General features: G+C 53.5%; 28 protein-coding genes. 16 read left to right on the top strand and 12 right to left on the bottom strand.

From position 1 onward, the window contains the following. Positions 1-10: 10 nt before the first annotated feature. From EPE01S_RS09895 to EPE01S_RS09905, 3 genes are read left to right on the top strand one after another with little or no spacing between them, the layout of a single operon-like run. Complete coding sequence (locus EPE01S_RS09895; RefSeq protein ID WP_062744467.1) at positions 11-865, top strand: isochorismatase; 855 nt, start codon at positions 11-13, stop codon at positions 863-865. Further along, entirely contained in the window at positions 865-1,623 is a 759-nt protein-coding gene (gene dhbA, locus EPE01S_RS09900; protein ID WP_062744468.1) for a 2,3-dihydro-2,3-dihydroxybenzoate dehydrogenase, read from the top strand. The genes EPE01S_RS09895 and dhbA overlap by 1 nt, the downstream gene beginning before the upstream one ends. A 1-nt stretch (position 1,624) precedes the next feature. Next, positions 1,625-2,035, top strand: a complete 411-nt coding sequence (locus EPE01S_RS09905; RefSeq protein WP_062744539.1) for a hotdog fold thioesterase — start codon at positions 1,625-1,627, stop codon at positions 2,033-2,035. A gap of 57 nt (positions 2,036-2,092) precedes the next feature. On the opposite strand, the gene cgtA is transcribed toward EPE01S_RS09905, so the two are convergent. From cgtA to rplU, 4 genes are all read right to left on the bottom strand, one after another. Further along, entirely contained in the window at positions 2,093-3,274 is a 1,182-nt protein-coding gene (gene cgtA / locus EPE01S_RS09910) for an Obg family GTPase CgtA (RefSeq protein WP_062744469.1), read from the bottom strand. Then, a complete protein-coding gene (locus EPE01S_RS09915) occupies positions 3,271-4,257 on the bottom strand; it encodes a DMT family transporter (RefSeq protein WP_062744540.1) in 987 nt (328 codons plus the stop codon). The genes cgtA and EPE01S_RS09915 overlap by 4 nt, the downstream gene beginning before the upstream one ends. A 113-nt stretch (positions 4,258-4,370) precedes the next feature. Beyond that, positions 4,371-4,628: a 50S ribosomal protein L27 gene (gene rpmA, locus EPE01S_RS09920; RefSeq protein ID WP_013204035.1), complete on the bottom strand. Its 258-nt coding sequence runs from the start codon at positions 4,626-4,628 to the stop codon at positions 4,371-4,373. A gap of 15 nt (positions 4,629-4,643) precedes the next feature. Then, positions 4,644-4,955 (bottom strand): 50S ribosomal protein L21, encoded by a 312-nt coding sequence (gene rplU / locus EPE01S_RS09925; protein ID WP_062744470.1) that lies wholly within the window; start codon positions 4,953-4,955, stop codon positions 4,644-4,646. 255 nt (positions 4,956-5,210) lie between these two features. Here rplU and ispB point away from each other — a divergent pair, with 255 nt between their 5' ends. Together ispB and EPE01S_RS09935 are read left to right on the top strand one after the other, a co-directional pair. Further along, complete coding sequence (gene ispB, locus EPE01S_RS09930) at positions 5,211-6,185, top strand: octaprenyl diphosphate synthase (RefSeq protein ID WP_062744471.1); 975 nt, start codon at positions 5,211-5,213, stop codon at positions 6,183-6,185. A gap of 310 nt (positions 6,186-6,495) precedes the next feature. Then, entirely contained in the window at positions 6,496-6,756 is a 261-nt protein-coding gene (locus EPE01S_RS09935; protein ID WP_062744472.1) for a helix-turn-helix domain-containing protein, read from the top strand. 48 nt (positions 6,757-6,804) lie between these two features. On the opposite strand, the gene murA is transcribed toward EPE01S_RS09935, so the two are convergent. The 7 genes from murA to mlaF form a co-directional block, all read right to left on the bottom strand. Next, complete coding sequence (gene murA / locus EPE01S_RS09940; RefSeq protein WP_062744473.1) at positions 6,805-8,067, bottom strand: UDP-N-acetylglucosamine 1-carboxyvinyltransferase; 1,263 nt, start codon at positions 8,065-8,067, stop codon at positions 6,805-6,807. A 79-nt stretch (positions 8,068-8,146) separates the two neighbouring features. After that, a complete protein-coding gene (ibaG, locus tag EPE01S_RS09945; protein WP_062744541.1) occupies positions 8,147-8,401 on the bottom strand; it encodes a BolA family iron metabolism protein IbaG in 255 nt (84 codons plus the stop codon). A gap of 228 nt (positions 8,402-8,629) precedes the next feature. Further along, entirely contained in the window at positions 8,630-8,926 is a 297-nt protein-coding gene (gene mlaB, locus EPE01S_RS09950; protein ID WP_062744474.1) for a lipid asymmetry maintenance protein MlaB, read from the bottom strand. Further along, a complete protein-coding gene (gene mlaC, locus EPE01S_RS09955; protein WP_062744475.1) occupies positions 8,926-9,561 on the bottom strand; it encodes a phospholipid-binding protein MlaC in 636 nt (211 codons plus the stop codon). Before mlaC ends, mlaB begins: the two co-directional genes overlap by 1 nt. Then, on the bottom strand, positions 9,561-10,121 hold the full coding sequence (gene mlaD / locus EPE01S_RS09960; RefSeq protein ID WP_062744476.1) for an outer membrane lipid asymmetry maintenance protein MlaD: 561 nt from the start codon (positions 10,119-10,121) through the stop codon (positions 9,561-9,563). The genes mlaC and mlaD overlap by 1 nt, the downstream gene beginning before the upstream one ends. 4 nt (positions 10,122-10,125) lie before the next feature. Then, entirely contained in the window at positions 10,126-10,908 is a 783-nt protein-coding gene (gene mlaE, locus EPE01S_RS09965) for a lipid asymmetry maintenance ABC transporter permease subunit MlaE (RefSeq protein WP_062744477.1), read from the bottom strand. Continuing rightward, a complete protein-coding gene (gene mlaF, locus EPE01S_RS09970) occupies positions 10,908-11,729 on the bottom strand; it encodes a phospholipid ABC transporter ATP-binding protein MlaF (RefSeq protein ID WP_062744478.1) in 822 nt (273 codons plus the stop codon). Before mlaF ends, mlaE begins: the two co-directional genes overlap by 1 nt. A 228-nt stretch (positions 11,730-11,957) precedes the next feature. Here mlaF and EPE01S_RS09975 point away from each other — a divergent pair, with 228 nt between their 5' ends. The 11 genes from EPE01S_RS09975 to npr all read left to right on the top strand — a co-directional run bounded on the left by EPE01S_RS09975 (position 11,958) and on the right by npr (position 19,954). After that, positions 11,958-12,938 (top strand): calcium/sodium antiporter, encoded by a 981-nt coding sequence (locus EPE01S_RS09975; RefSeq protein ID WP_062744479.1) that lies wholly within the window; start codon positions 11,958-11,960, stop codon positions 12,936-12,938. A 15-nt stretch (positions 12,939-12,953) separates the two neighbouring features. Beyond that, positions 12,954-13,940: an arabinose-5-phosphate isomerase KdsD gene (gene kdsD / locus EPE01S_RS09980; protein WP_062744480.1), complete on the top strand. Its 987-nt coding sequence runs from the start codon at positions 12,954-12,956 to the stop codon at positions 13,938-13,940. Between the two features lie 18 nt (positions 13,941-13,958). Continuing rightward, positions 13,959-14,525: a 3-deoxy-manno-octulosonate-8-phosphatase KdsC gene (gene kdsC, locus EPE01S_RS09985; protein ID WP_062744481.1), complete on the top strand. Its 567-nt coding sequence runs from the start codon at positions 13,959-13,961 to the stop codon at positions 14,523-14,525. After that, positions 14,522-15,097 (top strand): LPS export ABC transporter periplasmic protein LptC, encoded by a 576-nt coding sequence (lptC, locus tag EPE01S_RS09990; protein ID WP_062744482.1) that lies wholly within the window; start codon positions 14,522-14,524, stop codon positions 15,095-15,097. The genes kdsC and lptC overlap by 4 nt, the downstream gene beginning before the upstream one ends. Beyond that, positions 15,069-15,617 carry a lipopolysaccharide ABC transporter substrate-binding protein LptA gene (gene lptA / locus EPE01S_RS09995; RefSeq protein ID WP_062744483.1) on the top strand — a complete coding sequence of 183 codons (549 nt, stop codon included), beginning with the start codon at positions 15,069-15,071 and terminating at the stop codon, positions 15,615-15,617. Before lptC ends, lptA begins: the two co-directional genes overlap by 29 nt. Before the next feature lie 5 nt (positions 15,618-15,622). Continuing rightward, positions 15,623-16,348, top strand: a complete 726-nt coding sequence (gene lptB, locus EPE01S_RS10000) for an LPS export ABC transporter ATP-binding protein (protein WP_062744484.1) — start codon at positions 15,623-15,625, stop codon at positions 16,346-16,348. Between the two features lie 48 nt (positions 16,349-16,396). Then, positions 16,397-17,830, top strand: coding sequence for an RNA polymerase factor sigma-54 (gene rpoN, locus EPE01S_RS10005; protein ID WP_062744485.1), 1,434 nt, complete (start codon positions 16,397-16,399; stop codon positions 17,828-17,830). A gap of 22 nt (positions 17,831-17,852) precedes the next feature. Next, entirely contained in the window at positions 17,853-18,140 is a 288-nt protein-coding gene (gene hpf, locus EPE01S_RS10010; protein WP_062744486.1) for a ribosome hibernation promoting factor, read from the top strand. Positions 18,141-18,317: 177 nt separating this feature from the next. Then, on the top strand, positions 18,318-18,800 hold the full coding sequence (gene ptsN, locus EPE01S_RS10015) for a PTS IIA-like nitrogen regulatory protein PtsN (protein ID WP_062744487.1): 483 nt from the start codon (positions 18,318-18,320) through the stop codon (positions 18,798-18,800). A 30-nt stretch (positions 18,801-18,830) separates the two neighbouring features. After that, positions 18,831-19,685 carry an RNase adapter RapZ gene (gene rapZ / locus EPE01S_RS10020; RefSeq protein ID WP_062744488.1) on the top strand — a complete coding sequence of 285 codons (855 nt, stop codon included), beginning with the start codon at positions 18,831-18,833 and terminating at the stop codon, positions 19,683-19,685. After that, positions 19,682-19,954, top strand: coding sequence for a PTS phosphocarrier protein NPr (gene npr, locus EPE01S_RS10025; RefSeq protein ID WP_062744489.1), 273 nt, complete (start codon positions 19,682-19,684; stop codon positions 19,952-19,954). The genes rapZ and npr overlap by 4 nt, the downstream gene beginning before the upstream one ends. 103 nt (positions 19,955-20,057) lie before the next feature. On the opposite strand, the gene mtgA is transcribed toward npr, so the two are convergent. Next, on the bottom strand, positions 20,058-20,783 hold the full coding sequence (gene mtgA / locus EPE01S_RS10030; protein ID WP_062744490.1) for a monofunctional biosynthetic peptidoglycan transglycosylase: 726 nt from the start codon (positions 20,781-20,783) through the stop codon (positions 20,058-20,060). Positions 20,784-21,015: the final 232 nt, after the last annotated feature.

The following is a 21,015-nucleotide window of genomic DNA, read 5'->3' on the forward strand; positions in this document are numbered from 1 at the left end:
GAGAGACATCATGGCGATCCCAACGCTACATTCTTACGCGCTGCCAACCGCAGCCGAACTGCCGACTAACAAGGTTAACTGGGCATTTGAGCCAGCGCGCGCCGCACTGTTGATCCACGATATGCAGGAATATTTCCTCAATTTCTGGGGCGAAGGCAGCCCTCTGATCGAGCAGGTGGTGGCCAACATCGCCCGTCTGCGTGAATACTGCAAATCTCAGGGGATCCCGGTTTTCTACACCGCACAGCCGAACGAACAAAGTGCCGAAGATCGCGCTCTGCTGAATGATATGTGGGGACCGGGACTGAACAGACATCCTGAACAGCAGAAAGTGGTAGCAGCCCTGGCACCGGACAACGATGACCAGGTGCTGGTCAAATGGCGCTACAGCGCGTTCCATCGCTCCCCCCTGGAGTCGATCCTCCATGAAAGCGGACGCGATCAGCTGATTATTTGCGGTGTGTATGCACATATCGGCTGTCTCACTACCGCTACGGATGCGTTTATGCGCAACATCAAGCCATTTATGGTGGCCGATGCCCTGGCTGACTTTAGCCGCGAAGAGCACATGATGTCGCTGACCTACACCGCTGGCCGCAGCGGCCGCGTCGTCATGACAGAAACCCTGCTGCCACTGCCACAAAGCAAAGCACAGTTACGCGCTGTGGTGATACCGCTGCTGGATGATGACAGTGAAGACATCGAAGACAGTGAGAACCTGGTGGACTACGGACTGGACTCCGTACGCATGATGGCTTTGGCCGCCCGCTGGCGCCAGGCGCACAGCGATATCGACTTTATCGCGCTGGCAAAGAACCCCAGTATTGACGGCTGGTGGGCACTGCTTTCACGGGAGAGCGCGTAATGTCATGTGGCTTTGATTTCAGCGGAAGACAGGTGTGGGTGACCGGTGCAGGTCAGGGTATTGGCTATCATACTGCGCTGGCGTTTGTTGCTGCGGGTGCCTCCGTAGTGGGTTTGGATCGGCAGTTTACGCAGGGCGATTACCCGTTCCGCTGCGCCATTGTCGACGTTGCCGATGCCGGCAAGGTAAAAGAGGTCTGTCAGCGTCTGCTGGTTGAAACGCCGCACCTGGATGTGCTGGTGAATGCCGCCGGAATTTTACGCACCGGCGCGACCGATGAACTGACGGTGGAAGACTGGCAGGCGTGCCTGGCAGTCAACGCTGGCGGTGCGTTTAACCTGTTCCAGCAAACGCTGCCGCTGTTCCGTCAGCAGCGTGCCGGGGCGATTGTTACCATCGCTTCAAATGCTGCCCATGCCCCGCGTATTGGAATGTCAGCCTATGGTGCGTCGAAGGCCGCTCTGCGCAGCCTTTGCCTCACCGTCGGGCTGGAAATGGCCCCGTTTGGCGTACGTTGTAATATCGTATCACCGGGTTCAACAGACACCGCGATGCAGCGAAGCCTGTGGCATAAGCCGGAAGACGAACAGCAGATGATTGCAGGCTACCCCGATCAGTACAAACTGGGCATTCCGTTGCAGAAAATCGCTCAGCCACAGGAGATTGCCAGTACGGTGCTGTTCCTCGCATCGGACAGCGCCAGCCATATCGTGATGCAGGATATTGTCGTCGATGGCGGAGCGACCCTCGGTGCCTGATATGTGGAAACGGCAAAGCAGCCTGGCAGAACTGAATAAGATGGCTGAAGGTACTCTTATTGCTGGTCTGGGAATGGTCTTTACCCGCCTGGAAGCGGACTGGCTTGAAGCCACCATGCCGATGGATGCCCGGACACAGCAGCCTTTTGGACTGCTGCACGGTGGTGCTTCTGTCGCGCTGGCAGAATCGCTGGGATCCATGGCGGGATGGCTCTGTTCGCAACCGGGACAGAACGTAGTCGGGATTGAAGTCAGTGCCAGCCATCTGCGCGCGGTTTACAGCGGAACGGTTCGCGGTATCTGTCGCGCGCTGCATCGCGGCAGCCTGAATCAGGTGTGGCAAATTGAGATCGTTAACGGTCAGGATCAGCTATGCTGTATGGCCCGGCTCACCACCGCCATCATTGGCTGATTCTGTACGCCGAAAAGTAAAACGGGACGCCAGAGGCGTCCCGTTTTTTCGCGTCGATTAACGCTGATAGACCGTTTCGACACCTTCTTCGTCGTCTTCGTCCCAGTCGTCATCCCAGTCATCATCTTCGTCTTCAACTTCAGGCTGTGTCTCTTCCAGTTGCTGACGGTGATAGTCATCCCACATGAATTCCACTTTCTCTGGCTGTTTCGCTTCCAGTTCGGCTTCTTTCGGGTTGGCATTGATAAAGGACATCAGATCCCAGCACAGCGCGTTAACGCCAGAGCGGTTAGCCGCCGAGATCAGATAATATTTCTCCGTCCAGCCTAAAGCATCAGCAATCGCTTTAGCCCGCGCTTCCGCTTCTTCCTGATCCAGCAGATCAACCTTGTTAAATACCAGCCAGCGTGGCTTCTGGAACAGCTTATCGCTGTATTTTTCCAGTTCACCCAGGATAATGCGCGCGTTCTCAATCGGATCGCTTTCATCAATCGGAGCAAGGTCAATGGTGTGCAGCAGCACGCGGCAACGCTCAAGGTGCTTCAGGAAACGGATCCCCAGACCGGCACCGTCCGAAGCGCCTTCAATCAACCCTGGAATATCGGCCACGACGAAGCTCTGCTCGCTGTCCATACGCACTACGCCAAGGCTTGGCACCAGGGTAGTAAACGGATAGTCAGCCACTTTTGGCTTGGCCGCGGAAACCGCACGGATAAAGGTCGATTTACCCGCGTTGGGAAGACCGAGCATACCGACATCGGCCAGCAGCATCAGCTCCAGCTGCAGATCGCGCTTTTCGCCCGGCGTACCCATGGTTTTCTGGCGAGGGGTACGGTTTACGGATGACTTGAAACGGGTGTTACCCAGACCGTGCCAGCCGCCTTTTGCGACCATCATCTTTTGCTGATGGTGCGTCATATCGCCAAGGGTTTCACCGGTGCCCTGGTCAATAATACGGGTTCCGACAGGCACCTTGACCACGATATCGACACCACGCTTACCGGTACAGTCACGGCTCTGACCGTTCTGCCCGCGTTCCGCACGGAAGGATTTTTCAAAGCGGTAATCGATCAGGGTATTGAGGTTTTCATCGGCCTGCATATAGACATCGCCGCCATCACCACCATCACCGCCGTCCGGGCCACCGCGCGGAATATATTTCTCACGACGGAAGCTCACGCAGCCATTGCCGCCATCGCCAGCCACTACCAGAATCGTCGCTTCATCAACAAACTTCATTTTACTTCTCCGTCACTCATACGCCCGTGGCCCGATGCAGATGGCACCGGTACGGGATTGCTCCGCCGTGGCCATAAGCGATGACCAATTGCGGAAAACATGGCGCCTGACACCACAACAATTGCGCCGACAAACCCTAAGGTATTGAGCTGCGGAATCGCAAAAAAGTCGGGCCAGCCAAGCGATAAAAATTCTGAAAACAGCAGAGTAAACAGTGGCGTCAGCGTCACAATTGCGCTGACCTGCGCCGCCTGCCAGCGTGCGTAGGCTTCCGCCAGTGCGCCATATCCCACGAGGGTATTGAGCACACAAAAAATCAGACAGCCCAGTTGCCAGCTATCTAATTGCCCTATCAGTTCAAGATGAGCCAAAGGCAATAACGTCACTGCACATAAAGTGTACAGCAAAAACAGGATCTGCTGCGAGCCCAGTCGACGCAGTAATATTTTTTGCGTCACACCATAGATGACCCAGACCAGCGCCGCACTGATGCCGAGGATCACACCCCAGGTGTAATCGGTCAGGCGGGTAAAGATTTCTACCAGGCTGGTATTAAAAAACATTACCAGTCCGCAGAGTAGCATGGCTACGCCAATCACCTGGCTGCCCCGCATCTTCTCTTTCAGGATAAAGACGCTGGCCAGCATCATGCCTGGCGGAGCCAGTTGGGCGATCACCTGTGAGGCTGTAGGGCTGAGATACTGCAACGAAGAGCCAAACAACACGAAGTTACCCACCAGTCCGGCGGTGGCAACGACAATCCACACCAGCCAGCGCGGATGTCGAAAAAAATCACGCGGCGGCAGCTGTCGCTTCAGCGCCAGGATCGTGCCCAGGCCTAAAGCAGCAAAGGAAAAGCGGTAGAACACGACGGTGAACGGATCCATTACCTGCAGCACCACTTTCATGGCAATCGGTAATGAACCCCAGCTCATAGCGGTCACCAGCGCAAGCGCAATGCCCATTCCTGCCTGCTGTTTGATCGCTGACATCGGTGTTCCCTGACAGAATGTAAAAAGCCCCGCAGTCTAGTGCGGGGCTTCTCTTTTCGCAGCAGTGAACGACGTGAAAGCCGTTCCGCGGCACGAAAACCTAATTACTCAGCAACGATGCTGATGTACTTACGGTTGTTCGGGCCTTTAACTTCGAATTGGACCTTGCCGTTTGCAGTAGCAAACAGGGTGTGGTCACGACCGCAGCCTACGTTGGTGCCCGCGTGGAATTTAGTGCCACGCTGACGAACGATGATGCTACCAGCCAGTACAGATTCGCCGCCGAAACGTTTTACGCCCAGACGTTTTGCATTGGAGTCGCGACCGTTACGGGTCGAGCCACCAGCTTTCTTATGTGCCATTTTTCAGATCTCCTGTTATGCGCTGATGCCAGTGATCTTCACATCAGTGAACCACTGACGGTGACCCTGCTGCTTACGGTAATGCTTACGGCGACGGAACTTAACAATCTTGATTTTGTCGCCACGACCGTGAGCTACGATTTCCGCTTTGATCACGCCGCCTGAAACTAAAGGCGCGCCGATTTGAACGTCTTCGCCATTGGCAATCATCAGAACCTGGTCGAATTCAACGACTTCGCCGGTTGCGATGTCCAGCTTTTCCAGGCGAATGGTCTGGCCTTCGCTTACTCGGTGTTGTTTACCACCACTTTGGAAAACAGCGTACATATAAACTCCGCTCTCGCGCTTGCCTTCTTTGATTTCAGGCTGCGCTATAAATATTCACAATAGGGCGCGAATTCTACGCAACTTCCTCGGTAAAGACAAGTGTCTGTTGCGCTGTATTGCAGAAAAAAAACGCAACATGAATGGGGGCGTTTCACCGCCGCGTTTTTGCAGTACAATCTGTCATACATTTCATGCCAACGGCACGGGTAAAGGCGCTTATCATAGCAGCGAACTGAGCGATAGCTGAACAGACTGATGAACTTAGAACAGATAAACGAACTCACCGCGCAAGATATGGCGGACGTCAATGCGACAATACTCGACCAGCTGAACTCGGATGTATCCCTCATCAATCAGCTGGGCTATTACATTATCAGCGGCGGAGGTAAGCGCATTCGTCCGATGATCGCGGTGCTTGCAGCCCGCGCCATCAATAATTATGACGGTAAACAGCACATCACGGTCGCGGCACTGATTGAATTTATTCACACCGCGACGCTCCTGCACGATGACGTCGTGGACGAGTCAGATATGCGTCGCGGTAAAGCCACCGCTAACGCGGCTTTTGGCAACGCTGCCAGCGTGCTGGTTGGTGACTTTATCTACACGCGCGCCTTCCAGATGATGACCAGCCTCGGCTCGCTGAGAGTGCTGGCACTGATGTCGGAAGCGGTCAACGTGATTGCAGAAGGCGAAGTTCTGCAGTTGATGAACTGCAACGACCCGGATATCACGGAAGAGAGCTACATGCGGGTCATTTACAGCAAAACCGCACGTCTGTTCGAAGCGGCAGCGCAGTCATCTGCCATTCTGGCGGGTGCCAGCGAAGCTCAGGAGCAGGCATTGCAGGATTACGGCCGTTTCATTGGCACAGCATTCCAGCTTATTGACGATCTGCTGGATTACAGCGCCGATGGCAAAACGCTGGGTAAAAATGTCGGTGATGACCTGAGTGAAGGGAAACCGACCCTGCCTCTGCTTCACGCCATGCGTAACGGAACGCCGGAACAGGCCAGCCTGATCCGTTCTGCTATCGAAGACGGTAACGGTCGTCATTTACTGGAACCCGTTCTGGAAGCGATGCGCCAGTGTGGCTCACTGGAATGGACGCGGAGTGCGGCAGAGCAGGAGGCGGATAAAGCCATTGCCGCGCTAAAAATCCTGCCTGAATCACCGTGGCGCAGTGCGCTCGAAGCGATTGCACATATGTCCGTTCAGCGCGAGTTTTAACCACTGATACAATGAGGAAAGTGCGGCAGGCCGCGCTTTCCTTTTTTTATCTGTCCTGGCCTGTCCAGAAATCGTCTCTCTCCCCCGTCTGGCTGAAATCATCTTGTTAAAGAGCTCCCTGTTTTGCGTAGCGTTACGCAAAAAAGCATCTTACATTCAAAATTAACTGGAACTTAATGGAAAGCACTTGCTAAAAAAATCCTGTTATAGCAAATTATAACCCGTCGGTTTACCAGGAAATACCGACAACAGGCTGGCACTGGCAACATGCTGCCACCGTCTGAGAAAAGTGCACATGGAGGATAAGCACATGAAACAAACCCCACAAGACTGGCATCCTGCCGATATCATCGCCGCGCTACGCAAAAAAGGCACCACCCTGGCGGCTCAGTCGCGACTGGCGGGCTTAAGCTCTTCAACGCTCGCGAATACGCTGTGTCGTCCGTGGCCGAAAGGGGAATGGATAATCGCTGATGCGCTGAACGTACACCCCGCAGAGATCTGGCCCAGCCGCTATTACGACCCGGTAACGCACCAACTTATCGATCGTAAAAAACTGATGCGGGGATAAAAAAAGGGCCGGTATTCGCTACCGGCCCTCGTTTCATGGCAGAAAAAGTTACTCTTCGCCGCTGACGCGCTGAATATTAGCCCCGAGAGCAATCAGCTTGTCTTCGATATGCTCATATCCCCGGTCAATATGGTAAATACGGTCGACCACGGTCGTGCCTTCCGCAATACAACCTGCCAGCACCAGACTGGCTGAGGCACGGAGATCGGTCGCCATCACCTGGGCACCGGACAGTTTCTCTACGCCATGGCAAATCAGCGTGTTGCTTTCAATCTCACCGTGAGCGCCCATGCGAACCAGTTCAGGTACATGCATGAATCGGTTTTCGAAGATGGTTTCCGTGATCACTCCCGTCCCTTCCGCCACCAGATTCAACAGGCTGAACTGCGCCTGCATATCGGTGGGGAAGCCAGGATGAGGTGCCGTGCGCAGGTTAACCGCTTTAGGCCGTTTACCGTGCATGTCCAGACTGATCCAGTCGCTGCCCACTTCGATTTCGGCGCCCGCTTCGCGCAGTTTGGCCAGTACCGCATCCAGTGTATCTGGCTGGGCCGCACGGCAGACAACCTTGCCGCCGGAAATGGCAGCGGCCACCAGGAACGTACCGGTTTCAATGCGGTCAGGCAACACGCGATAGACACCACCGCCCAGGCGCTCTACGCCCTCAATGGTAATGCGATCGCTGCCTGCGCCAGTGATTTTGGCTCCCAGGGTGTTGAGGAAGTTGGCGGTATCGACGATTTCCGGCTCACGCGCGGCGTTCTCAATAATCGTGGTACCGGTTGCCAGCGTCGCGGCACTCATGATGGTCACCGTCGCGCCAACGCTGACCTTATCCATCACGATATGTGCCCCTTTCAGGCGGCCATCGACGGAGGCCTTCACATAGCCCTCTTCCAGCTTAATCTCTGCGCCAAGCTGTTCCAGACCGGTAATATGCAGATCGACCGGACGGGCACCGATCGCACAACCACCAGGCAGTGATACCTGTCCCTGACCAAAACGTGCCACCAGCGGCCCCAGAGCCCAGATAGAAGCCCGCATGGTTTTCACCAGGTCATAAGGCGCACAGAAAATATTGACGTCACTGGCATCCAGATGCACGGAACCATTGCGTTCCGCTTTCACACCCAACTGACTGAGCAGTTTCATGGTGGTATCGATGTCTTTCAGTTTCGGGACATTCTGAATCTCTACCGGCTCTTCAGCCAGCAAAGCAGCGAACAGGATCGGCAATGCGGCATTTTTAGCGCCGGAGATTGTGACTTCACCACTCAGTCGGGTCGGACCCTGTACACGAAATTTATCCATTGCAACTGCTCTCTGTTGTCAGTCAAAAAATCTGCTGCACAGACGCTCACCCCGCGAGGCGAGACATACTCTGCACAGCTTAGAAACCGTTTAGCTTACGGTCGCGCGCCCACTCTTCAGGGGTGTAAGTCTTGATGGATACCGCATGAATGCGATTATCCGCAATATATGCCATCAGGGGGGCGTAAACCGTCTGCTGTTTCTTAACGCGGCTCAACTCACCAAACAGCTCACCCACGGCGATAACCTGGAAATGGCTGCCATCACCCGTTACGTGGACTTCCTGCAGCGGTAACGCGCCCATCAGCACGGACTGAATTTCACTATTTTCCATGATGTTTTCAAATTCACTTGATATTAAACAGGCACACATCTTAGTGGAATCCGCCCCACTCTTAAACAAGCAAAAAATGCCTGCGGTAAGAGAAAAAGTGTAAACGGGATGGGATAACCACTCAGACAGTACAGGGAGGAAGGAACCGGGGAGCCGGTTCCTGAAGGAAAAATGAGCAAACTCATGAAGTTCCGCTGAGGTCTGGCGGGAAATACCTGCGGCAGTGATTTACTCACTGCCCGGGATAATTTTCTGCAAGTTGTACAGCGTGATCAACGAACGGAGCTTGTCGGTAATGCCGGTAAACCGGGGAACCCGTCCCCGCTGTATGGCAATCTGCCGCAGGTGGACCAGCAAAGCCAGCCCACCAGAGTCAACGCGCTCCAGTCCGGAGACATCAATCGTCTCAACCCACTGCATCACCGCATCACGCTGTTGCCAGAGGGGTAACAGCGTTTCGCGCTCCAGTTCTCCCGAGAGGCGCAGAATATCCGACTCCACCTCCCAACGCAGTTGATCGCTCATTACGACTGCTTATTAAGAGTAATCGGCTGGTTAGCATAGGATTTCAGCTGTTCTGTTAATCCATCAATGCCTTTCTTGCGCAGGATATCACTCCACTCATTCTGTTTCGTGGTGATCATGCTGACGCCTTCAGCGATCATGTCGTACGCCTGCCAGTGGTTGCTCACACTGTTTTTACGCCACTGGAAGTCCAGACGGACCGGTGGACGCCCGTTCGGGTCGATGATGGTGACACGAATGGCAATAATATTGGCATCGCCCAGGGGCTGCGCGGGGGCGATCTGGTAAGTCTGTCCGTTATACATGGCCAGTGCCTGACCGTATGCCTGGGCCAGGTAATCACCGAAGGCTTTGAAATAAGCCTCACGCTGTGCAGGCGTAGCCTCTTTGTAGTAGCGGCCCAGCACCAGCGCACCGGCATATTTAATCTGCACATACGGCAACAGTTCTTCACGAACGATCTGACGCAGATAGTTCGGATCCTGCTTGATTTTAGGTTGTTCCGTTTTAAGGCGCGTAAAGGTTTTTTCCGCAGCCTCACCCATTAATTTATAGGGGTCGGTTTGATCCGCCGCTGCATTTGCCGCCAGTGGCGCGACGATCAGCATCGCAACCATCAGTAAACGTTTAAACATTATTTGACCTCTCCTGAATTGTTCGCTGCCGGTGCAGGCTCTGAAGCTGGCTGTTCGTCAGATGCAGCTGCATTTTTGTCTTTATCATCACCACTGCCACTTTTGTACAGGAACTGACCTATCAGATCTTCCAGTACCATGGCGGATTTCGTGTCCTGAATGGTACCGCCATCTTTCAGTGTAGCAGTGCCCATTTCCGGGTCGTCAAAACCAATATTCATGGCAAGATATTGCTCACCCAAAAGACCGGACGTTCGCACCGCGAGTGAACTGGTATCAGGAATATTGTTGTACTTATCTTCAATATCCATGGTGACTTTGGGTGAGTAATTTTTCGGATCGAGACTGATATCCACCACACGACCGATCACCACCCCCCCCACTTTCACCGGTGAACCGGCTTTCAGCCCACCGATATTATCGAAAGTCGCATAGAGCTTCCAGGTGGGCTCATTACCAAGTGATTTAAGGTCAGCCACGCGCAGACAGAGAAAAATAATCGCGCACAGCGCCAGCATTAAAAAGGCACCTACCCAAATTTCGCTTTTTTTCGTTTGCATCGAATCAGTTCCCAAACATCAGTGCCGTAAGCACAAAATCCAGACCGAGCACAGCCAGTGAAGCATGTACTACGGTACGCGTCGTTGCCCGACTGATCCCTTCAGAGGTCGGAATGGCGTCATAGCCGTTAAACAGCGCAATCCAGGTCACGGTCACCGCGAACACGGCACTTTTGATCACGCAGTTAATAATATCGGTACGCAGATCGACCGCATTCTGCATCGCTGACCAGAAGAACCCGGGATCGATCCCCTTCCAGCTCACCCCCACCAGCCCACCGCCCAGAATGCCTACCGCGACAAAAATCAGGGTCAGCAGCGGCATACTGATCACCCCGGCCCAGAAACGCGGCGAGATGATGCGACGCAAGGGGTCAACGGCCATCATTTCCATACTGGAAAGCTGTTCGGTGGCCTTCATCAAACCAATTTCAGCGGTCAACGCCGATCCGGCGCGTCCGGCAAACAGCAGCGCGGTGACCACGGGCCCCAGTTCGCGTAGCAGGGATATCGCCACCATCATTCCCAGGCTGGTTTCGGCGCTGTAGGTTTTCAACACCAGATAGCCTTGCAGCCCCAGCACCATCCCGATGAACAATCCTGACACCACGACAATCAGTAACGACAGCACACCAACGCTGTATAACTGTTTTATCAGCAACGGCGTATGTTTACGAAAGCGGGGAATGCCAAATAACGCATGGAATAACATTAAACCTGCGCGGCCGAAGGAGGCACAGGTGTTAATCCCTTGTCGCCCCAGTGATGCCAGTGCGCGTATAAACATCACTCTTTCCCCCTCCCTGAGCCGACCAAGTCTTGCAGATAATCCCCTGCCGGGAAGCGGAACGGCACTGGCCCATCGGCAATGCCATCAATAAACTGTCGAACACGGGCATCGTTATTTTCACGTAATTCAGGCGCGGTGCCCTGCGCAATCACTTTTTGATCGGCAATGATATACGCGTAGTCAGCAATACTGAGCACTTCAGGTACGTCGTGAGACACCACAATACAGGTGACGCCTAAAGCGTGATTCAGCTCATCGATTAATTTGACCAGCACGCCCATAGTAATGGGATCCTGCCCCACAAACGGTTCATCGAACATGATGAGATCGGGTTCCAGCGCGATAGCCCGCGCCAGCGCAGCACGCCGCGCCATACCGCCTGAAAGTTCAGAGGGCTTGAGGTTCGCCGCCCCCCGTAACCCAACGGCCTCCAGTTTCATCATCACCGTGCTGTTCAATAACGGCAGCGGTAACCTGGAGTGTTCCCGTAACGGCCATGCCACGTTGTCAAACACCGTTAAATCGGTAAATAAGGCCCCAGACTGGAACAGCATACTCATTTTTTTTCGCGCCTCATAAAGCCGCGAACGGGAAAGCGTCGGGATATTCTCACCGTTAAACCAGATCTGGCCACTATCGGGCGGGATTTGCCCCCCAATAAGCCGCAGTAACGTGGTTTTACCAATGCCGGATGGCCCCATGATAGCGGTAACTTTTCCTTTGGGCACCGTAAGCGAGATGTTATCGAAAATCAGCCGGTTGCCACGGGAAAAACTCACCCCCTGGACATCCACCAGATTCATCTCCGTCTGGCTCATAGTTACCTCGACCTCTATTCTAAGACGATTAATTTACTCCCGATGGTAACGTATTAACCCTCGGACCGGGCATTTTTACAGAAACTTACCTCTGTTGCGTAGCTAAAGCTGCCATAAGTTTTACTTTTTGTCCTGAGATCGTCAAAATCATGGCCACTAAAATAACCTTGCCTGATTTCATTGCCGCTACCCGTCTTTGACGATATTACCTCACTAAAAGGACACTTCATGCTCGTCGCTACAGCACTACTGATTATCGGTTTAGTCTTACTGGTTTATGGAGCCGATCGTCTGGTGTTTAGCGCCGCCATCTTATGTCGTTCTGTCGGCATCCCGCCGCTGATCATCGGGATGACGGTCGTGGGGATCGGAACTTCACTGCCTGAATTGATCGTCTCTTTCTCTGCCGCCTCGCACGGACAGATGGATATCGCAGTGGGGACCGCGATGGGGTCGAATATTACCAATATTTTGTTGATATTGGGAGGCGCGGCACTCCTCCATCCCTTAAGCGTGCATTCGAACCTGGTGCGCCGTGAACTGCCGCTGATGCTGCTGGTCACCCTGCTGTGCGGCGTGACGCTGTTCGATAATGAACTGAGCCGTAACGATGGCCTGGCCCTGATCGCTATCGCGGCACTCTATCTCTGGTTCATCATCAAAATTGCCCGCCGGGCTGAACGCGACAACAACGATTCGCTGACGCGTGAGCAACTGGCTGAACTGCCCCGCGACGAAGTCGGTAATACCGTCGCCTTCCTGTGGCTGGCGGTCGCGCTGATTGTGCTGCCAATGTCCACGCGGATGGTGATCGACAACGCCACGGTCATCGCTGACTATTTTGGCGTCAGTGAACTGGTCATTGGTCTGACGATCATTTCGGTAGGCACCAGCCTGCCTGAACTGGCCACCGTCATCGCCGGCGCATTAAAAGGCGAAGATGATATCGCCATCGGTAATCTGATTGGTTCTAACATCTATAATACCGCGATTGTGCTGGGTCTCCCGGCGCTGATCCACCCCGGTACACTCGACCCCGCTATCTTTGCCCGTGACTATTGGGTAATGCTCGGTGTCAGTGCCATCTTTACTCTGATCTGTTTGCAGCGCAGTCGCCGCATTGGTCGGCTGGCTGGCGCGTTGTTGCTGTGCGGATTTATCGTCTGGGTAGGGATGCTTTACGGCTTCCCCTCAGTGACCTTCTGGTAAAAGGACTGGAAAATTATGGTGCATATCACTGCCCATCCCGACTTTGACTTTCAACAGGCCGGGAAAGAAGTACTGCGAATTGAACGTGAAGGGCTGGAGCAGCTCGACCAGTACATCAATGACGACTTCACCCGCGCCTGCGAACTGATCTATCACTGTTCAGGTAAAGTGGTAGTGATGGGGATGGGTAAATCCGGGCATGTAGGGAAAAAGATCGCTGCCACCTTTGCCAGCACCGGCAGCCCGGCTTTCTTTGTTCATCCTGCGGAAGCCAGCCATGGCGATCTCGGCATGGTGAGCGCCAGTGACGTGGTGATCGCGATATCCAACTCCGGTGAATCCTCTGAAGTCCTGGCACTGATTCCGGTGCTGAAACGCCTGCGGGTTACGCTGATCTGCATGACAGGGCGGCCGGAAAGTGCAATGGGCCGCGCAGCGGATGTGCATCTCTGTGTTAAAGTGCCGCAGGAAGCCTGTCCGCTGGGGCTGGCTCCGACCACCAGCACGACGGCAACCCTGGTGATGGGCGATGCCCTGGCCGTCGCACTGTTGAAAGCACGGGGCTTTACGCCGGAAGATTTCGCACTCTCCCACCCTGGCGGTGCGCTGGGGCGTAAACTGCTGCTGCGCGTTGATGATATTATGCACTCCGGTAGCGAAATGCCGCACGTAAGCCGCGATGCCTCACTGCGGGATGCATTGCTGGAAATAACGCGTAAAAATATGGGAATGACGGTCATCTGCAACGATTTAATGAAAATCGAAGGCATTTTTACCGACGGGGATTTACGCCGCGTATTTGATATGGGCATCGATATCCAGCACGCTGGCATTGAAAGTGTCATGACGCCGGGCGGTATCCGCGTCCGGCCCAATACGCTGGCTGTCGATGCATTGAATCTGATGCAGAGTAAGAATATTACCTGTGTCATGGTCGCCGATGGCGACACACTGCTGGGCGTGGTGCATATGCATGACATGCTGCGGGCTGGCGTCGTTTAACAAAGGAAGTCGAGAGCAATGCGTGATTCATCAGCCACCGTAGAGACCTGCTACGGCCCGGTTAGCCAGCAGGTCATTTCCCGCGCGCAGAAGATTAAATTGCTGATCTGCGATGTGGACGGTGTAATGTCGGACGGCATCATTTACCAGGGCAACAGTGGTGAAGAGCTGAAGGCCTTCAATGTTCGCGATGGCTATGGCATTCGCTGCCTGCTAACCAGCGATATTGAGGTTGCGATTATTACCGGCCGTAAAGCCAAACTGCTGGAAGATCGCTGTGCCACACTGGGGATTACTCATCTTTACCAGGGACAGACGGATAAGCTTTTGGCCTTCCGTGAACTTCTGGATACACTGTCACTCAATGCAGAGCAGGTTGCCTATATTGGCGATGACCTGATTGACTGGCCGGTTATGGCCGAGGTCGGCCTGAGCGTAACCGTTGCTGACGCCCATCCCGTTTTACTTCCACGCGCCGATTATGTGACGCGGATTGCGGGTGGCCGTGGCGCAGTACGGGAAATTTGCGATCTCCTGTTGATTGCACAGGGTAAGTTTGATGAGGCCAAAGGGCAGTCGGTATGAGTAAAACGAGACGCTGGATAACGATGATTCTGGCGCTGATCGCCATTGTGCTGATTGGCTGGAATCTGACCGCGACGGATGACAATGACGACGCGGTAAAGAATGACAACAATGAACCGACCTATATGAGCGATAATTCACATACGGTCGTTTATAACCCTGCGGGGGCACTGAGCTATAAGCTGGTCTCTGACAAAGTTACCTATTTTTCAGCCGACGCAGTGAGCTGGTTCGATAACCCGGTAATGACGACCTACGACGAAAATAAGGTTCCCACCTGGTCGGTACGGGGGGATAAGGCCAAACTGACGAACGATCGCATGTTGTATCTTTATGGTCATGTGGAAGTAAACAGCCTGACAAAAGACGCACAGCTTGAGCGTATCAAAACCGATAACGCTCAGATCAACCTGACGACGCAGGATGTTACCTCTGACGATCAGGTCACGCTTTATGGCCGCAGCTTTAACTCTACAGGTATGAAGATGCGTGGAAATTTACGGAAGAAAACTGCCGAGTTGATTGAAAAGGTCAAAACATCTTATGAAATTCAAAATGAACAAAAGCCTTAAATTACTGACTGCTACCCTCCTGTTCGCGGCGAGCGTTCCGGCTTTTGCCCTGACCGGTGACTCAGAGAAACCGGTCAACGTTGACTCGGAAAATCAGGCGCTGGATATGCAGGGCAATGTGGCCACCTTTACCGGTAAAGTCATTGTGACCCAGGGAACCATCAAAATTACGGCGGATAAAGTCGTGGTGACCCGTCCGGGCGGCGACAGCAATAAAACCATCGTGGATGCCTACGGCAACCCGGCGACCTTTTACCAGATGCAGGACAGCGGAAAACCCGTACAGGGCCATGCGCAAAAAATGCATTACGAACTGGCAAAAGACCTGGTGGAATTAACAGGCAATGCTTACCTGGAACAGTTGGACAGCAACGTCAAAGGCGACCGCATCACCTATCTGGTGAAAGAGCAAAAAATGCAGGCCTTCGGCAGCTCCGGCAAACGTGTCACTACCGTACTGGTACCGTCACAGCTGCAGGACAAAGGCACACCGTCAAACGGTCAGAAAAAGAGTAACTAACGAACATGGCAACCTTAATTGCGGAAAACCTGGCGAAGGCATACAAAGGCCGTCGCGTGGTTGAAGATGTCAGCCTGCAGGTCAAGTCTGGCGAAATCGTGGGTCTGCTTGGCCCGAACGGCGCGGGTAAAACCACGACGTTTTATATGGTCGTAGGCATTGTCCCTCGTGATGCCGGCCGCATTATCATTGATGATGAAGATATCAGCATTCTGCCGCTGCACGCGCGCGCGCGTCGGGGTATTGGCTATTTGCCACAGGAAGCGTCTATTTTCCGTCGTCTGAGCGTGTTTGATAACCTGATGGCAGTACTGCAGATCCGTGAAGATCTTACCAGCGAACAGCGCGAAGATCGCGCGAATGAACTGCTGGAAGAGTTTCATATCGCGCATCTGCGTGACAGCCTGGGCCAGGCACTTTCCGGCGGTGAACGTCGCCGCGTAGAGATTGCCCGCGCACTGGCCGCCAATCCGAAGTTCATCCTGCTGGATGAGCCTTTTGCGGGTGTTGATCCGATTTCCGTCATTGATATCAAGAAGATCATTGAACATCTGCGCGACAGTGGCCTGGGGGTTCTGATCACCGACCACAACGTCCGTGAGACGCTTGCCGTCTGTGAGCGTGCCTATATCGTCAGCCAGGGGCATCTTATCGCCCACGGCACCCCGGAAGCGATCCTGGCCGATGAACAAGTTAAGCGTGTCTATTTGGGCGAAGAGTTCAGACTCTGATAAGGTGTTTGCATTCGGTAGGTTTTCTGGGGAATTAAGACTCTGAACATGAAGCAAGGTTTACAACTCAGGCTGAGTCAACAGCTTGCCATGACGCCACAGTTGCAGCAGGCCATTCGCCTGCTGCAACTCTCTACGCTTGAACTACAGCAGGAAATTCAGCTGGCGCTGGAAAGTAACCCGTTGCTTGAACAAACCGACATTCATGAAGAAGTCGATACCCGCGAATATCAGGAAACTGAAGCGCTGGATACCCGGGAAGCGCTGGAACAGAAGGACATGCCTGAAGAACTGCCGCTGGACGCCACCTGGGACGAAATTTATACCGCAGGGACCCCCTCCGGTACCGGGACGGATTATCACGATGATGAACTGCCCGTCTATCAGGGTGAAACTACCCAGACGCTGCAGGATTATCTGATGTGGCAGGTGGAACTGACGCCGTTCACCGACACCGACCGGGCGATCGCCACCTCGATTGTGGATGCGGTGGACGATACGGGGTATCTGACGGCCTCGCTGGAAGAAATTCTGGAAAGCATGGGCAGCGACGACCTGACTATCGACGAAGTGGAAGCGGTGCTGAAACGTGTACAGCGCTTTGATCCGATTGGCGTTTGTGCGCGTGATTTACGCGACTGTCTGCTGGTTCAACTTTCACAGTTTTCTGCCGACTTCCCCCTGCTGAAAGAAGCGCGTCTGATTGTCAGCGAGCATCTTGATCTGCTGGCGAATCATGATTTTCGGAGTCTGATGCGTGTCACCCGCCTTAAGGAAGAGGTGCTCAAAGGTGCGATGCAGGTGATTCAGGCGCTTGACCCGCGCCCGGGACAGTCAATCAATACGCAAGAACCTGAGTATGTCATCCCTGATGTGCTGGTCCGTAAAGTCAGTAACCGCTGGACCGTTGAGCTTAATGCCGACAGCGTGCCGCGCCTGAAAATCAACCAGCACTATGCATCGTTAGGTTCCAGCTCACGCAGCGACAGTGATTCGCAGTTTATCCGCAGTAATCTGCAGGAAGCGAAATGGCTGATAAAAAGTCTGGAAAGTCGTAACGATACGCTGCTGAAAGTCACGCGCTGCATCGTTGAACAGCAGCAGGCTTTTTTTGAGCAAGGTGAAGAGCATATGCGTCCCATGGTGCTTGCGGATATCGCCAGTGCCGTTGAAATGCATGAATCGACGATTTCCCGTGTGACCACCCAGAAGTATCTGCACAGCCCACGGGGCATCTTTGAACTGAAGTATTTTTTTTCCAGTCACGTCAACACCGAGGGCGGAGGCGAAGCCTCATCCACGGCTATCCGTGCGCTGGTGAAAAAGTTAATCTCGGCGGAGAATCCCGTCAAACCACTCAGCGACAGCAAGCTGACCTCCATGCTTTCCGAACAGGGAATTATGGTCGCAAGGCGCACTGTGGCAAAATACCGAGAGTCTTTATCCATCCCGCCATCAAATCAGCGCAAACAGCTGGTCTGAACGAACTGAGAAGGAAGACACTATGCAGCTCAATATCACTGGACAACACGTTGAAATCACCGAACCACTGCGCGAATTTTTGACTGAAAAGTTTGCCAAACTGGAACATTATTTTGATCGCATTAATCAGGTCTATATTGTGTTGAAAGTGGAGAAAGTGACACAGATTGCAGATGCTACGCTGCATGTGAACGGCGGGGAGCTGCACGCCACCTCGGAAGATAAAGATATGTACGCGGCGATTGATGGGCTGATCGACAAGCTGACTCGCCAGTTAAATAAACATAAAGACAAGCTCAAACAACACTAAATTCACCATGCATTGATGGTTTTTCAGCAGTGACCCCTTTTAAGGTTAAGCTGAAAGCAGTATCGGCTCGTATTCTTCCGGGGATATGAGCCGTTAATCAATACGTCATGTTAATCTCTTACTTCGAACCAGGGAGAAGAGTGACTTGCCTGCGGCAGTGAAAAGTTAAGTGAAACTATGATGAACAATGATTTGAAACTGGAACTGGGCTCCGTGCTGAGCGTCTCATGTACCCGTAATGGTGTACATTGCCAAAGCAAAAAACGGGCGCTGGAAATTATCAGCGAACTGGCAGCTAAACAGCTTAACCTTCCGCATCAGACAATTTTTGAAGCTATTCTGACGCGTGAGAGGATGGGGAGTACCGGTATCGGTAATGGCATTGCCATCCCGCATGGCAAGCTGGAGGAAGATACTCTGCGTGCTGTGGGCGTTTTTATTCGCCTTGATCAGCCCATCGCGTTCGATGCCATTGATAATCAGCCTGTGGATCTGCTGTTTGCCCTGCTGGTGCCAGCCGATCAATGTAAAACACATCTGCATACGTTGTCTCTGGTGGCCAAGCGCCTCGCAGACAAAACCGTACTGCGGCGTCTGCGATCCGCCCAGAGCGATGAAGATCTCTACGCGATCATCACGGAAGATCACGAACAGAGCTAGTCAGGCAGGTTAAATGAGGGGAATTGTGAAATGGTGCTGATGATCGTCAGCGGTCGTTCAGGCTCAGGAAAGTCAGTGGCATTACGCGCACTGGAAGACATGGGGTTTTACTGCGTGGACAACCTGCCCGTCGTCCTGCTGCCTGACCTGGCGAACTCGCTGGCCGAACGCAACATATCTGCTGCGGTAAGTATTGATGTCCGCAACATGCCGGAATCACCGGAAGTGTTTGAAACCGCACTCAACAGTTTGCCGGACTGTTTTTCGCCACAACTTCTGTTCCTGGATGCTGACCGTAATACCTTAATTCGTCGTTACAGCGATACGCGTCGTCTGCATCCCCTCTCCAGCAAAAACCTGTCGCTGGAAAGCGCCATTGATGAAGAGAGCGATCTGCTGGAGCCTCTGCGTTCCCGCGCCGATCTGATTATTGATACCTCAGAAATGTCAGTCCATGAACTGGCAGAGATGCTTCGTACACGCCTGTTAGGTAAACGTGAACGCGAGCTGACGATGGTGTTTGAATCATTCGGCTTCAAGCACGGTATTCCAATTGATGCTGATTACGTGTTTGATGTGCGCTTTTTGCCCAACCCCCACTGGGATCCCAAACTGCGTCCGATGACCGGACTCGATCGTCCCGTGGCGGCTTTCCTCGATCGCCACACGGAAGTGCATAATTTTATCTACCAGACCCGCAGCTATCTGGAACTGTGGTTACCGATGCTGGAAACCAATAACCGCAGCTATCTGACTGTTGCCATTGGATGCACAGGCGGCAAACACCGTTCGGTGTATATTGCCGAGCAGCTGGCGGACTATTTCCGCTCGCGGGGTAAAAACGTTCAGTCCCGTCATCGCACGCTGGAAAAACGCAAATCATGACTGTGAAGCAAACCGTTGAGATAAAAAATAAACTGGGAATGCACGCCCGACCAGCGATGAAGCTGTTCGAGCTGGTGCAGAGCTTTGACGCTGAAGTGCTGCTGCGTAATGAGAGCGGTACAGAAGCTGAAGCCAGTAGCGTGATTGCGCTGCTGATGCTCGACTCCGCCAAAGGCGGACATATCGAAGTTGAAGCCAGCGGACCGGAAGAAACTAAAGCACTGGCGGCAGTCATCGACCTGTTTAACGCCGGGTTTGACGAAGAGTAGTCTCCTCATCTCCATCCTCAACAGGCCGACCCTGACGGTCGGTCTCCGTTTAACTCTCTTTATCCGTTCCGCCACGCCACCGGCCTGAGCCCGGCCTGCGGTTTTAACGCAGCTGATGTTCCCTGAGGAACCCTTCTCCGCCCAGCTGACGCATCTGACGCATGATCCACTGCTGGCGCTGGCGTACATAGCCTGAAGGTGCATCTGCGCGGTAACGTATCGGATTAGGCAGAACCGCGGCCAGCAGCGCTGCTTCGGACAGGCTCAAGCGGCTGGCCGGCTTGTGGAAATAGCGCTGAGAGGCCTCCTCCACACCAAATACCCCCTGCCCCATTTCTGCCACATTCAAATAGACGGTCAGAATGCGACGCTTCGTCCAGACGGTTTCGATGCCCACGGTCAGGCCGGCTTCCAGGCCTTTACGCACCCAGCTACGTCCATCCCAGAGAAACATATTTTTGGCGGTCTGCTGTGAAAGTGTGGAAGCACCGCGCATGCCGGCCTTTTCACCGCTGCTGTCCAGCACTGACTGGATAGCGGCCACGTCAAAGCCCCAGTGGGTCGGGAATTTTTGATCTTCAGAGGCAATGACGGCCAGCGCCATCCACGGCGAAATCTCATCCATCCCCACCCAGTCAGAGTGCGCCACATAGTCAAAATCACCGTTGAGCCAGGCACTGACCTGCCTCTCAACCATCACCGCAGAGAACGGCACTGGCACAAAGGCAAAGAGGATAATGCCGCTCAGCCATAGACCCGCAACGCCCAGGACCAGGCGAAGTAATAGTGCTTTAATCCGTGTAAAAACCCGTGATTTATTGCGTCTCATTACTGAGGATCCCGCCCATATTTATCAGTATGAAAATTCACCAGCAATACTCCACCATTGTTAATTAACCCTACATAACCGGAATCGGTTCCATTAAATCACGCCGTTTATATATACTCCACGACGATTCTGTCAGCTGCTGAAAATGCATTAAATCAATTGGTTCACTCTGCTTATAAATTTCAGCAGGTCGCTTTCCGAAATCATGGCACTGCAAATGAAATAAACACTC

The sequence above is a fragment of the Erwinia persicina NBRC 102418 genome (assembly GCF_001571305.1).
Taxonomy (GTDB): Bacteria; Pseudomonadota; Gammaproteobacteria; order Enterobacterales; family Enterobacteriaceae; genus Erwinia; species Erwinia persicina.